Raw genomic sequence first — 13516 nt, forward strand, 5'->3', positions numbered from 1 at the left:
CACAGCAGGACCGTGCGGTCGGCGGAAGCGGTGGCCATGATGGTGCCCTTGGGACTGAACGCCACGGACGACACGCGCTCCTTGTGCCCCTTGAGCGTGGCCATGCTCGCGGGCTTGGCGGTGTCGGTGTCGCTCGGACTGCCGGTGCTCGGCGGCGACGGCGAGAGGCTGCTGGACGCCGACGTCGGTGTGGGCCTCGGCACCTCCCTGCTGGGGGTCGTGCTGGTGCCGGGTTCGGTGCTGCTCGGACGGCAGATCGTGGTCCGCAGGGTACGCCGGTCGCGCGAGCGGGAACGCGCGTGAGCCGCGCCACAGCCGGCGACCGTCTCCTGGGCCGAGTGAGTAAGCGGAGCCCTGCCCTCGGGCAGGGCCGGTCAGTCCTTGGCCAGGGCCGCCAGCAGGCGGTCCTCGGTGACCTCGGGGCCGGTCAGCTGCTCGGTGATCGCGCCGGCGCGCAGCACCACCACGCTGTCGCAGCTCTCCACCAGCTCGGCCACGTCGGAGGAGATGAGCAGGATCGCCAGCCCGTCCACGGCGAGCTCGTCCAGCAGCGCCTGCATCTCCAGTTTGGTCGCCACGTCGACCCCGCGGGTGGGCTCGTCCAGCAGCAGCACCTTGGGGTGCATGGCCAGCCACCGCGCCAGCAGCACCTTCTGCTGGTTGCCGCCCGACAGCTCGCCGGCCGGCTGCCGGGGCGAGACCGCCTTGATGCCGAGCCGCTTCATGAACGTCGCCACGATGCCGTCCACCTGCGCGTCGGACACGATCCCCGCCCGCGACAGCCGCGGCAGCGCGGCGAGGGCGATGTTGTCGCGCACCGACAGCGTGGGCACGATGCCCTCGGTCTTCCTGTTCTCCGGCACCAGGCCGATCCCGGCGCGTACGGCGCTCCTGACCGACCACTTGCGCGCCCCCGACGCGGGACGCGCACCGGTCACCGTCACCTGCCCCGCGTCCACCGGCAGGGCGCCCGCGATGGCGCGGGCCGTCTCGCTGCGCCCGGCACCGAGCAGCCCGCCGAGCCCGATCACCTCGCCGGCCCGCATCGCCAGTGACACCCCGTCGAGCACGTGGTGGCGGGTGAGCCCCTTGGCCACCAGTACGGGCATGTCGGCGGGTTCTTCGGCCGGGCCGTCCGCGAGGGGCGGCTCAACCGGGTGGAAGGGCCGCCCGAGCATGAGCGAGACCAGCCGCAGCCGGTCGAGCCCCGCCAGCGGCCCGGTGTGCACGACCCGGCCGTCACGCAGCACGGTGACCCGGTCGCAGATGCCGAACAGCTCCTCCAGCCGGTGGGTGACGTAGATGACCGAGCGGCCCTCCTCGCGCAGCCGGGTCACGGCCCCGAACAGGGTCTCCAGCTCGGCGTGCTCCAGCGCCGACGTGGGCTCGTCCATGATGACCAGGCGGGCGTCGGCGGAGGCCGCCCTGGCCAGGGCGACGAGCTGGCGCGTGCCCTCGTTGAGCGAGGCGAGCGGGCGGCGTACGTCGATGCGCAGCCCGTACGCGGCCAGCACCTCCTCAGCGCGGGCGTGCACGGCCGCGCTGTCGATCAGGCCGAGCCGGCCCCTGGGCTCCCTGCCGAGCAGCAGGTTGCGGGCGACGCTCATGGTGGGGACGAGGTTGGTCTCCTGGTGGATCGTGGCGATCCCGGCCCGCCTGGCGTCGGCGGGGCCGGCGAACGTGACCGGCTCGTCGCGGAAGCGTAGTTCGCCCGCGTCGGGCGGGTGGACGCCGGAGAGCACCTTCACCAGGGTCGACTTGCCCGCGCCGTTGCCGCCGATGAGGGCGTGCACCTCGCCGGGGCGCACGGACATGGTGACGTGGTCGAGGGCGGTGACGCCCTGGAAGGTCTTGAGAACGCCTGCCACCTGTAGCACGGTTGCCTCCGCCTCGATGGTGGTGGAGGAAGAAAACATTCTCGTAACGGGTTTGTCACATTCGATCAGTAGCGCGATCAGAACTGGGCGACGTGCAGGCGCACGCCCCGGCCGCTCAGCTCGTCGAGCACGTCGCGGGGCGCGGAGTCGTCGGTGACCAGGTGGGCGATCTGGTCGGCGGGCACGGTCTGCACCATCGTGTCGACGCCGATCTTGGTGTGGTCGGCCAGCACGACGACCTCCTCGGCGGCCGCGGCCAGCGCCCGGTCGACGCCCGCCACCTGCATGTTGGGCGTGGACAGCCCGCGGTCGGCGCTCAGCCCGTTGCCCGAGATGAACGCCCTGCGCACCCGCAGCCCGGCCAGTGAGTGCTCGGCCGCGCTGCCCACCAGGGCCAGGATCGAGCCGCGCAGCGTGCCGCCGGTCAGCATCACCTCGACGCGCGGAGAGCCGGCCAGCACCTGGGCGACCAGCAGTGAGTTGGTCACGACGGCCAGTTCCGAGTGCCGCGTCAGGCGGCGGGCGAACTCTTGGGTGGTGGTGCCGGGCCCGACGACGACGGCGTCGCCGTCCTCCACCAGCGCGGCGGCCAGCTCGGCGATGGCGGTCTTCTCGGCGGACTCGAGCGAGACCTTGTGGGCGTAGCCGGCCTCGCGCGACAGCTCGCCGGGCAGGGTGGCGCCGCCGTGGTGGCGGTTGAGCAGGCCCTCGGACTCCAGCGCGCGCAGGTCACGGCGGACGGTGACCTCGGAGGAGTGCACGGCCTGGGCGAGCTCGCGCAGCGACACCGCGCCGTTGGCGCGCACCAGCTCAAGGATGCGCTGCCTGCGTTCAGCGGCGAACACGGGCCTGCGGCCGTCGCTCTGCGTGTCGCTCACGTCCCGATCATATTCGACGCGCCAACATGCGTTCACCTTTGACCGAACGCGAGCGATTCTGATCGGAAATCTTGACCGGCTCGGTCCGGCAGTGCTTACTTTGGAGCATGTCAGGGTCAAAACCTGTCCGAACGTGATCAGCGCATCGAAAGGACCCCCCGTTGCGTAAGCCCCTCGTGCTGTTGCTCGCCGTTCTGATGTCCGTCTTATGGCAGGTGCCGCCCCCCGTCTCCGCCGCTGACTCCGCCGCGACCGAGCGGCACGGGCTGCGCGGCGACTACTACCTCGCCTCGGCGGCGGGCGCGTTCGACTTCGCCGAGCTCAAGGCGAGCGTCGTCGACCCCAACCTGGAGCTGGCCGACCTGAACCCCGTGTTCACCATGCTCACCGGCAGGGAGGACGACGTCACCGTACGGTGGACCGGGCAGATCGAGCCCGAGCACTCCGAGACCTACACCTTCTCGATGATCGGCGACAACGGCTTCCGCCTCTGGATCGACGGCAAGCCGATCATCGACCACTGGGTGGACGACTGGGACACCGAACAGACCGGCACCCCGATCGCCCTGGAGTCCGGCAGGAAGTACGACATCAAGGTCGAGTACTTCGAGCACTACGGTGGCGCCCACCTGCGCCTGCGGTGGCAGAGCCCCAGCCAGCCGAAGGCCGTCGTGCCCGCGCGGGCGTTCACGCTGCCCGAGGATTTCGACCCGGGAGGCCCGGCCGACGCCAGGCTCGACGAGGCCGGTGACGTCGCCACGCTCACCTTCCCCAAGGCGCTGGCCGACCTGCCTCCGGACGCCGCGGGCAAGCTCGCCGTCACCGTCGGCGGCACGGCCTGGCCCGTGACCGCGGCGACCCTGAAGAACCCCGAGACCGTCGAGCTCAAGCTCAAGCACCCGATTCCGGCGAAGGCCGGCAACACCGTACGCACCGGGTACGACGGCACCGGCGGCATCACCTACGCCGACGGCAGCGAGCTGGCCGCCTACACCTACGGCTACGTGCACAACACCTCGGCCTACATTCTGCGCAGCCAGTGGGCCGACGACGTCGACCCGGCGAACCCGCTGCCCGAGTACCCCAGGCCGCAGCTCGTCAGGGACCGCTGGCAGAGCCTCAACGGCACGTGGCAGTTCGCCCCCGCCAAGGAGGGCGAGGCCGCGCCCATCGGGCGTGACCTGCCCGAGCGCATCGTCGTGCCGTATCCCGTCGAGTCCCAGCTGTCCGGCATCGGCCGGCACGAGGAGAGCATGTGGTACCGCAGGACGTTCGAGGTGCCGCGTGGCTGGCGCGGCGACCGTGTCCTGCTGCACCTCGACGCGGTGGACTGGCAGGCCGCCGTCTACGTGAACGGCAAGCGGGTCACCACCCATAAGGGCGGTTACGACCGGATCAGCGTCGACGTGACCGACGCGCTCAAGCGCCACGGTCGCCAGGAGCTCGTCGTCGGCGTGTACGACCCGGCCGACGCCGGCAGCCAGGCCCTCGGCAAGCAGCGGCTCGACCCGGGCGGCATCTGGTACACCACCGTGTCCGGCATCTGGCAGTCCGTCTGGCTCGAACCGGTCGCCAAGGACCACATCGAGCGGGTCGACGCCGTGCCGGACGTGCCGGGCAAGGCGGTGAAGGTGACCGTGCACGGCTCGCCCGGCACCGTGGTCGTGACGGCCAGGGACGGCAGGCGCGTCGTCGGCAAGGCCACCGGCAGGACCGGCAAGGAGCTCAGGATCCCGGTGCGCGAGCCCCGGCTGTGGTCCCCCGACGACCCCCACCTGTACGACCTGGAGGTCAGGCTCAAGCGCGACAAGGCCGAGTCCTACTTCGGGATGCGCTCCATCGAGGTGTCCGGCAACCGGATGGTACTCAACGGCAAGCCGGTCTTCCAGATCGGCCCGCTCGACCAGGGCTTCTGGCCCGACGGCATCTACACCGCCCCGACCGACGAGGCCCTGCGCCACGACCTGGAGCAGACCAAGGCGCTCGGCTTCAACGCGGTGCGCAAGCACGTCAAGGTCGAGCCCGACCGCTGGTACCACCACGCCGACAAGCTGGGCCTGCTGGTCTGGCAGGACATGCCGTCGGCCGTACGCGCCGACGACAGGCCCCAGTTCGAGGCCGAGCTGCGCGAGCTGGTCGACCAGCACCGCAGCAGCCCGTCCATCGTGATGTGGGTGCCGTTCAACGAGGGCTGGGGCCAGTACGACCAGGCGCGCATCGCCGACCTGGTCAAGAAGTGGGACCCCTCGCGCCTGGTGAACAACATGAGCGGAGTCAACTGCTGCGGCGCCGTGGACGGCGGCAACGGCGACGTCAAGGACTTCCACATCTACCCCGGTCCCGGCAATCCCGGCAAACCGGAGGGCACCAGGGCCAACGTGATCGGCGAGTACGGCGGCCTGGCCCTGCCGCTGGTCGGCCACACCTGGTCCGGCGGCGGCTGGGGCTACGCGGTCGAGCCCGACCCCGAGTCGCTCACCGACCGCTACGTCGGCATGGTCGGGGAACTGCGGCGGCTGCACGCCTGCGAGCAGCTCAGCGGCGCGATCTACACCCAGACCACCGACGTGGAGACCGAGATCAACGGCCTGATGACGTACGACCGTGCGGTCACCAAGCCCGACGTGAAGCGCGTCCACGACGCGCACAAGGCCCTGACGGGCGAGATCGACCCGTCCTGCGCCTGAGCTCCGCACGCGCCCGGGCCCTCGTGGCCCGGGCGCGGCTCCTGATAGGAAAGGAACGCCATGACCCCCCATATCCGGACAGCCGCGCTGGCGCTGGCCGTGCTCCTCACCGCGTCGGCCTGCGCCAAGTCGGAGGAGCCCCAGAGCGCGCCCGCCGCCACCAGCACCGCGGGGCGGCAGGTCGTCCAGACCCCCTCGGGAGCGGCCGGCCCCACCTGCACGCTCGACCAGTTCGGCGGCGAGAAGTTCGACCTCAAGACGGCCACGGTCGGCTTCTCGCAGTCCGAGAAGGAGGCCAACCCGTTCCGGATCGCCGAGACCAAGTCGATCAGGGACGAGGCGGACAAGCTCGGCATCAAGGACCTCAAGGTCACCAACGCCCAGTCGCAGTTCTCCAAGCAGATCACCGACGTGCAGCAGCTCATCGCCCAGGGCGTGCAGCTCCTGGTGATCGCCCCCCTCAACTCCGACGGCTGGGAGCCCGTGCTCCAGCAGGCCGCCGCCAAGAAGATCCCGATCATCACGGTCGACCGGAAGATCAACGCCAAGCCGTGCAGCGACTACCTGACGTTCATCGGCTCGGACTTCTACGAGCAGGGCAAGCGCGCCGCCGACCGCATGATCGACGCGCTCGGCGGCAAGGGCAAGGTCGCCATCCTCCTCGGAGCCCCCGGCAACAACGTCACCACCGAGCGTACGAACGGCTTCAAGGACCGTGTCAAGGAGAAGGCGCCCGACATCACGATCTCGTTCGAGCAGACCGGCGAGTTCGCGCGTGAGAAGGGCCAGCAGGTCACCGAGCAGCTCATCCAGTCCAACCCCGACATCAACGGCATCTACGCGGAGAACGACGAGATGGCGCTCGGCGCGGTCACCGCGCTGAAGGGCGCGGGCAAGGAGGCCGGCGACATCAAGATCGTGTCGGTGGACGGCACCCGCAGCGCCGTCCAGGCCATCGCCGACGGCTGGCTGCACGCGGTCATCGAGTCCAACCCCCGCTTCGGCCCGCTGGCCTTCGAGACCGCCCGGAAGTTCCTCGACGGAGAACCCATCCCCGACAAGGTGATCATCTCCGACCGGGACTACGACACGACCAACGCCAAGGACTCCCTCGGTGAGGCGTACTGACTTGGAACCGGTTCTCGAGGCCAGGGGGATCAGCAAGCGCTTCCCCGGTGTGCTCGCCCTCGACGGCGTGTCCCTCGCCCTCCGCCCGGGTGAGGTGCACGCCCTCGTCGGGGAGAACGGCGCCGGGAAGTCCACGCTGATCAAAGTCTTCACCGGCGTGTACCAGCCGGACGGCGGCGAGCTGCGCCACCAGGGCCAACCCGCCGCCTTCGGCACCCCCATGGACGCGCAGCGCGCCGGCATCTCCACCATCTACCAGGAGGTCAACCTCGTCCCGATGATGAGCGTGGCCCGCAACCTGCTGCTCGGCCGCGAGCCGCGCGGCCGCTTCGGCGTGATCGACGCGGCCGCCATGAACGGCGAGGCCGAACGGGTCCTCGCCGGCTACGGCGTCGACACCGACGTCAGGCGGCCGCTGCGCTCGCTCGGCGTCGGCGCCCAGCAGATGGTCGCGCTGGCCAGGGCCGTGTCCATCGACGCGCGGGTCGTCATCATGGACGAGCCCACCTCGTCGCTGGAGCCGCGCGAGGTCGAGACGTTGTTCGGCGTGATCAGGCGGCTGCGCGACCAGGGGATCGCCGTCATGTACGTCAGCCACCGCCTCGACGAGCTCTACCAGGTGTGCGATCAGGTGACCGTGCTGCGCGACGGCCGGGTCGCCCACACCGGGGCGCTGGCAGGCGTGGAACGCCTGCGCCTCATCTCGCTGATGCTCGGCCGCGACCTGAGCGAGGTCCGCTCGCAGGGCACGACCCGCTTCTCCCGCGACCGCGCGGGCACAGGCACAGGCACGGGCACGGGCACGGACGGCGGGCAAGGCCGGCGTTCCCCGGTGATCGAGGCGCGCGGCCTGACCCGGCGGCACGTCCTCGACGGCGTGGACGTGTCCGTCAGGCCCGGCGAGGTCGTCGGGCTCGGCGGACTCCTCGGCGCGGGCCGTACCGAGACCGCCAAGGCCATCGTCGGCGCGCTCCCGCTTGACGGCGGGCAGGTGCTCGTGGCAGGGGCGCCCGTGCGCACCGGCTCCACCACGGCGGCCATCCGCGCGGGCGTCAGCCTGCTGCCCGAGGACCGCAAGGCCGAGGGCATCATCCCGACGCTGTCCGTCCGCGAGAACATCGCACTCGCCGCGCTGCCCTCGCTCGGCCGGGGCGGCGTGGTGTCCGACGCCAAGATCGACCGTGTGGTCGAGATCTTCATGCGGAGGCTGAGGATCAAGGCCGCCTCGCCGCACCAGCTCGTCTCCGAGCTGTCCGGCGGCAACCAGCAGAAGGTGCTGCTCGCCCGCTGGCTCGCCGTACGGCCGAAGGTCCTGCTGCTCGACGAGCCCACCCGGGGCATCGACGTCGGCGCCAAGGCCGAGGTGCAGGCGCTGATCGACGAGCTGGCACTGGAGGGGCTGGGCGTGCTGCTGATCTCCTCCGACCTGGAGGAGCTGGTCGAGGGCGCCGACCGGATCCTCGTGCTGCGCGACGGCGCGGTCGCGGGGGAGCTGTCGGGCGACGACGTCACCGAGGAGAGAATCATGGCGACGATCGCGGAGCAGGCCGATGGCTGAGCTCACCACCCAGGGCGCCGGCCGCGTCGCCGTGCTGAAGCCGCGCGTGTTCGGCTGGGTGCAGGACTACGGCGTGTACGCCGCCGTGCTGGCGCTGCTGCTGTTCAACGTGCTGTTCACGCCGCACTTCCTGGACGCCTCGAACTTCCGCACCCAGCTCGTCCAGGTCACCCCCATCGTGATCGTCTCCCTGGGGATGGCCCTGGTCATCGGCACCCAGGGCATCGACCTGTCGGTCGGCTCGGCGATGTCGCTGGCCGCCGCGCTCGTCGTCCTCTACCTCGGGTACGGCTGGCTGCCCGCGCTGATCGTCGCCGTGCTCGGCGGGGCCGTCGTGGGCGCCGTGGGAGGGGCGCTGGTCGCCTACGTCGACGTGCAGCCGATCGTGGCCACCCTGGCCCTGCTCGTCGGAATACGGGGGCTGGCCAACGTGCTCGTGCCGCAGTTGGTCGAGTTCCGCAACCCCGACCTGATCGCGCTGGGCAGCAGCTCCGTCGCCGGGATTCCCGTCATCGTGCTCATCGCGGCCGCGCTCACGCTCGTCGTGATGTTCGTGGTGCGGCGGACCACGTTCGGCCGGCAGGTGGTGGCGATCGGCGGCAACCGGTCGGCCAGTGAGCTGTCCGGACTGCCCGTCAAACGTGTCCTGCTGATCGTCTACGTGATCTCCGGCCTGCTCGCGGCGCTGGCCGGGGTGCTCGCCACCGCCCGCCTGCAGGCGAGCGACCCGACGTCGCTCGGCCTGTTCATCGAGCTGTCGGCGATCACCGCCGTCGTCGTGGGCGGAACCCCGCTGACCGGCGGCCGGATCAGGGTGCTCAGCACCGTCATGGGCGCGCTGCTCATGCAGCTGCTGGCGGCCACGCTGATCAAACACAACCTGCCGCAGTCGTGGACCCAGATGGTCCAGGCGGTCATCATCCTGGCCGCCGTCTACGCCACCAGGGAGCGTGCCACCCGATGAACCGTGAACAGGTGAGCCGGGTGCTGCAGCAGCACGGCGCGGTCATGGTGCTGGGCGTGCTGGTGATCGTGGGCAGCCTGGCGTTCGACTCCTTCGCCACGACGGGGAACGCCGCCAGCGTGGTCGTGTCGTCCTCCTTCCTGGCGATCATCGCGATCGGCATGACGTTCGTCATCATCAGCGGCGGCATCGATCTGTCGGTGGGGTCGCTGTTCGTGCTCGGCGGCGTGCTGGGGGCGTACGGCTCGCAGTACGGGCTCGTCGTGGCGCTGCTGCTGCCGCTGGCGGTGTGCGGGCTGGTCGGCCTGCTGCAGGGCCTGGTGATCGCGCGTACGGGCATGGCGCCGTTCATCGTCACCCTGGCGGGGCTGCTGGGCGTGCGCGGCCTCATGCTCGCGATCTCCGACGAGGGCGCCACGACGTATCTGGTCGAGGACCGCGCCTTCGCGGCGCTGGGTCAGGGGAACGTGCTCGGCCTGACGTACCCGGTCTACATCACGATCGCGCTGTCGCTGGCCGCCATGGTGCTGCTGCAGCGTACGGGCTTCGGCCAGAACGTCTACGCCATCGGCGGCAACGAGCAGGCGGCGGCGCTCATGGGCGTGCCGGTGGTGCGGACGAAGGTGTACGTGTACCTCATGTCGGGGCTGCTCGCGGGGCTGGCCGGCGCGCTCAACGCGGCCCGCCTGTCCTCCGGGGTGACGATCCTCGGAATCGGGATGGAACTGGACGTGATCGCCGCCGTGGTGATCGGCGGGACCCTGCTGACCGGGGGAGCCGGAGGGATCACGGGGACGGTGGCCGGGGTGCTGCTGCTCGGCGTGATCCAGAGCCTGATCAACCAGGTGGGCAACCTGACGTCCGCGTTCCAGCAGGTGGTGAGCGGGTTGTTCCTGGCGCTGGTGGTCGTGGCGCAGCGGCTGCTGAGCAAGGCGCAGCGGCTGACCTGACCGCGCGCCGGCCGGTCAGGCCAGCGTCTCCCACCAGCCGTCCACCACCGGGGCGGCAGCGGTGTCCACGGCCTCGCCCGGCCGCGGCACGACGATCGTGACGTCGCGGGCCTTGGCCTCGCGCCACAACCGCTCCACCGGCTCCGCCCACGGGTGCAGGGCCAGCGTGAACGTCGCCCAGTGCACCGGCAGGAGCAGCCCGCCGCCCAGGTCGAGGTGGGCGTTGACGGCCTCCTCCGGCGTCATGTGGATGTCCGGCCAGGCCGGGCTGTAGGCGCCGATCGGCATCAGCGTCAGGTCGAACGGCCCGTGCGCCGACCCGATGCCCCGGTAACCCTCGAAATAGCCGGAGTCGCCGGCGTAGAACACCCGCCTGCCCGCCCCGGCGACCACCCAGGAGCCCCAGAGCGTGTCGTTGCGGGTGAACGTGCGGCCCGAGAAGTGGCGGGCCGCCGTGGCGACGAAGCGCAGCCCCGCCACCTCGGCCTCCTCGTCCCAGTCGAGTTCGATGATCCGGAACGCGGGCACGCCCCACCGCTCCAGGTGCGCGCCGATGCCCAGCGGCACCAGGAACGGCGCCTTCTGCGTCCGCGTCAGCGTGCGCACCGTGGCCAGGTCGAGGTGGTCGTAGTGGTCGTGGGAGATGGCGATCGCGTCGACCTGCGGCAGCTCGCCCAGCTCCACGGGCACCGGATGGTGCCGCTTCGGGCCGACGAGACGCGAAGGGGAGGCCCGCCTGCTCCACACCGGGTCGAACAGCACCCGCCTGCCCTCGATCTCGACCAGCGTGGAGGCGTGGCCGTACCAGACGGCCCGAACACCGTCCGCGGGCGGCGGGCCGGACGGCGGGACGCGCAGCGGCACGATGCCGCCGGGACGGCGCTGCTCCCGGTCCTTGGCCAGGTCGCCGAGCAGGCTCGCGGGCGGCCTGGCCAGCGACGTCTCGGGCGCCGGATTGACGAACGCGCCGTCCCTGAACTGCGGCGAACGTCGTACCCTCGCCTCCCGGTCGGGCCCCGACGTCAGTGGCCGCACACCCAGCTCGGCGGGCAGGTCGCGCAGTGCCCAGCCGGCCGCGGCGAGGGCCACACCACCCGCGAGGACGCGCCGTGCCGTCCGCTTTCGTGCCATCGCACACTCCCCTGGAAAATCAGTCCGTCCCGCTCAACCCGGCGGGAGTCCCCGGTGTTCCCCAACCTACGATATATCGCGATAGTTCCTCGGTGCGATCGCCCCGCCCACCACGGCGCCCCGCCGCTGGGCCAGAGACCGGGATCAGCCGATCGGCGAGAAGTCCGTCGCCGACCAGAGGGCGCGCGAGGGCGCCTCCGGATCGTTCACGTTGGCGGGTTCGACGTCGAAGAGGTGCGTGGTGGCGGTCCCCGCGTCGTAGCGCGGCCAGCCCGGCTCCCCCGTGGCGGCGAACGCCGTCCAGGCCGTGCGGAACTGGTCGGACAGCTTCGGCAGGTCGGGCGACTCGCCGGCCAGCATCTGCGCCAGCTCGTCGTCGAGCGCGCCAAAGGTGAGCGGCACGTCCAGGCCGTGGCAGGCGCGGAACACCGGCGTGGGCGACCAGGTCAGTTCGTAGGCGAAGGTCGTGCCCGTGTGCGCGTCGGCCAGCAGGGTGCTCGGCATCCGGAACATCCAGTCCGACAACACCATCACGTACAGGTCCTCGTCGGACGCCTCCGGGTACGCCTCGCGGTAGGAGCGCTCGGCCCCGGCGGGCGCCAGGATGCGCATGGCCCGCCCGACGTCGTCGAAGCGCCCGCCGCCCATGACGTGGAACATCCGGTACTCGTCCCGGTTGTAGCCCGTGATCAGCTCGACGTCGCGGCTCGCGCCGGCGGCCAGGGCGTTCCACGGTGTGTCGGGCAGCACGTCGCCGTCCACCACGGGCGCGAACGCGAGCGGGGCGAACGCGATCGGTCCCCATTCGCGTGGTCTGCCGGGTATCTCTTCGGTGGCGAGCGCCTCCGCCGCCGCCACGAGCACCTCCGCGGGGGTGTCGTACGGGGAAGCGCCCCCTGTCCTGCGCACGATCGACTCCGTGACGCGGGCGGCGTGAGCGGGCGTGAAGAACATGCCCGGCACGCTCTGCGCGATGGCCCGCCGGAACAGGCCGTCCGCCAGCGGCATCGCCATCAGGCACGCGACGGCGCCGGCGCCCGCCGACTCGCCGAACACCGTGACGTTGCCCGGGTCGCCGCCGAACGCCGCGACGTTCTCCCGCACCCAGCGCAGCGCGGCCACCGCGTCCAGCAGGCCACGATTGTCCGGAGCGCCGGGAACGTGGCCGTACCCCTCCATGCCGACCCGGTGGTTGAACGTGACCACGACCGCGCCGTGGCCCGCGAGCGTCCCGCCGTCGTAGACGGGCAGGTCGGCGCAGCCGGAGCGGTACGCGCCCCCATAGATCCACACCATCACGGGCAGGCCTGAGCCGCCGGGGTCGGGCGTCCAGACGTTCACGGTGAGGCAGTCGAGCCCTTGGTCCGGGCTCCACGCGGGCAGGCCGGGCATCATCGGCGGCTGCGGCGGGCGCGGGCCGAACCGTCCGGCGTCCAGCACGCCGTCCCACGGGTCGGGCGGCGCGGGCGCGGCGAAGCGCAGCGGCCCGAACGGGGTCTTCGCGAACGGTATGCCCTTGAAGACCGAGATGCCGTCCCGCTCAGACCCGCGTACCCGGCCGGCGCCGATTTTGATCATTCGATTCCTTCCCTCAGCGTCTCCGATCTTCAGTCTGATGTCTTTCGCGAGAATTGCGACCCGGAAAGGGCCACGGATTGGGCCGGCAGCGCCCCAGTGACTTGGACTGCTGCGCCATCACCGGAGCCAGGCGGCCGGGGCCAGGGCAGGGGCGGTGACCGTGCCCGAGCGCGTGCCCGACCTCATGGCTGATCAGGTAGTGCCGGTAGTCACTCAGCCGGCCGTCGTACTGCGGGACGCCCTTCGCCCAGCGCAGGGCGTTGATGACCGAGCGGTTGCCGTTCCAGCAGGAGAGCTTGCCTCCGGTGCGCAGCGGCAGGCACTGGCGGCGGGTGAGGCGAGGGCTGGACAGGGCGACCCGCACCCGCACCGGCGGCTGGTCGACCCGCCGGAAACGCCCCCAGCCCCGCTCGTCGTTGAGCGTGCGGTGCACGTCAGAGGCGAACGTACGGGGGTCGAACGGCAGGCCGCGCTCCACCTCGACCAGGTAGCGTACGACCGTGCCGGGTCCCGGCCTCGGGGGTGCGCCGCCGCGTACGACGGCGTACCTGCCGGACGCCGCGTACGGCACCTGCAAGGCCGCGCGGGCCCGTGGCTCGGCAGGGGACGGCTCGCTGGACGTGCTGGGAGGGGTGGCGACCGGTGAAGTGACCGGTGGGACGGTGACCGGCGGTGTGCCGCATCCGATGGACGGCAGCAGGAGCAGGAGCAACGGCAGCAGTGCGCGCAGCGGCAACGTGGCCTCCCCACGAGATCACGGTGGGG

At 71.4% G+C, this 13516-nt stretch carries 12 protein-coding genes; 6 read left to right on the forward strand and 6 right to left on the reverse strand.

Features of this window, described 5'->3' with window-relative positions:
• The coding region (locus tag E1267_RS48135) for a WD40 repeat domain-containing protein (RefSeq protein ID WP_132340205.1) at nucleotides 1–104 on the reverse strand (104 nt) is incomplete at its 3' end.
• Here E1267_RS48135 and E1267_RS38025 point away from each other — a divergent pair.
• Nucleotides 103–303 carry a hypothetical protein gene (locus tag E1267_RS38025; protein WP_132340207.1) on the forward strand — a complete coding sequence of 67 codons (201 nt, stop codon included), beginning with the start codon at nucleotides 103–105 and terminating at the stop codon, nucleotides 301–303. The two genes, E1267_RS48135 and E1267_RS38025, sit on opposite strands and share 2 nt — an antisense overlap.
• Nucleotides 304–374: 71 nt before the next feature.
• On the opposite strand, the gene E1267_RS38030 is transcribed toward E1267_RS38025, so the two are convergent.
• Entirely contained in the window at nucleotides 375–1868 is a 1494-nt protein-coding gene (locus tag E1267_RS38030) for a sugar ABC transporter ATP-binding protein (protein WP_246064514.1), read from the reverse strand.
• 86 nt (nucleotides 1869–1954) lie between these two features.
• Nucleotides 1955–2755, reverse strand: a complete 801-nt coding sequence (locus E1267_RS38035; protein ID WP_220449875.1) for a DeoR/GlpR family DNA-binding transcription regulator — start codon at nucleotides 2753–2755, stop codon at nucleotides 1955–1957.
• Nucleotides 2756–2916: 161 nt separating this feature from the next.
• On the opposite strand from E1267_RS38035, the gene E1267_RS38040 reads away from it, so the two are divergent.
• The 5 genes from E1267_RS38040 to E1267_RS38060 are packed head-to-tail and all read left to right on the forward strand — an operon-like array spanning nucleotide 2917 to nucleotide 10042.
• Nucleotides 2917–5442 carry a PA14 domain-containing protein gene (locus E1267_RS38040; RefSeq protein ID WP_220449876.1) on the forward strand — a complete coding sequence of 842 codons (2526 nt, stop codon included), beginning with the start codon at nucleotides 2917–2919 and terminating at the stop codon, nucleotides 5440–5442.
• Nucleotides 5443–5502: 60 nt separating this feature from the next.
• Nucleotides 5503–6570 carry an ABC transporter substrate-binding protein gene (locus E1267_RS38045; RefSeq protein WP_132340211.1) on the forward strand — a complete coding sequence of 356 codons (1068 nt, stop codon included), beginning with the start codon at nucleotides 5503–5505 and terminating at the stop codon, nucleotides 6568–6570.
• A gap of 1 nt (nucleotide 6571) precedes the next feature.
• Nucleotides 6572–8128: a sugar ABC transporter ATP-binding protein gene (locus E1267_RS38050; protein ID WP_165960023.1), complete on the forward strand. Its 1557-nt coding sequence runs from the start codon at nucleotides 6572–6574 to the stop codon at nucleotides 8126–8128.
• Nucleotides 8121–9092 carry an ABC transporter permease gene (locus E1267_RS38055; protein ID WP_132340215.1) on the forward strand — a complete coding sequence of 324 codons (972 nt, stop codon included), beginning with the start codon at nucleotides 8121–8123 and terminating at the stop codon, nucleotides 9090–9092. Before E1267_RS38050 ends, E1267_RS38055 begins: the two co-directional genes overlap by 8 nt.
• Nucleotides 9089–10042 carry an ABC transporter permease gene (locus E1267_RS38060; RefSeq protein WP_132340217.1) on the forward strand — a complete coding sequence of 318 codons (954 nt, stop codon included), beginning with the start codon at nucleotides 9089–9091 and terminating at the stop codon, nucleotides 10040–10042. Before E1267_RS38055 ends, E1267_RS38060 begins: the two co-directional genes overlap by 4 nt.
• A 15-nt stretch (nucleotides 10043–10057) precedes the next feature.
• Here the strand turns inward: E1267_RS38060 and E1267_RS38065 are convergent, their stop codons facing one another.
• The 3 genes from E1267_RS38065 to E1267_RS38075 all read right to left on the reverse strand — a co-directional run bounded on the left by E1267_RS38065 (nucleotide 10058) and on the right by E1267_RS38075 (nucleotide 13487).
• Nucleotides 10058–11173: an MBL fold metallo-hydrolase gene (locus E1267_RS38065; protein WP_132340219.1), complete on the reverse strand. Its 1116-nt coding sequence runs from the start codon at nucleotides 11171–11173 to the stop codon at nucleotides 10058–10060.
• 144 nt (nucleotides 11174–11317) lie between these two features.
• Nucleotides 11318–12751 (reverse strand): carboxylesterase/lipase family protein, encoded by a 1434-nt coding sequence (locus E1267_RS38070; RefSeq protein WP_132340221.1) that lies wholly within the window; start codon nucleotides 12749–12751, stop codon nucleotides 11318–11320.
• 13 nt (nucleotides 12752–12764) lie between these two features.
• Complete coding sequence (locus E1267_RS38075) at nucleotides 12765–13487, reverse strand: DUF3152 domain-containing protein (RefSeq protein WP_132340223.1); 723 nt, start codon at nucleotides 13485–13487, stop codon at nucleotides 12765–12767.
• Nucleotides 13488–13516 lie beyond the last annotated feature (29 nt).

The organism is Nonomuraea longispora (genome assembly GCF_004348345.1).
Classification (GTDB): Bacteria; Actinomycetota; Actinomycetes; order Streptosporangiales; family Streptosporangiaceae; genus Nonomuraea; species Nonomuraea longispora.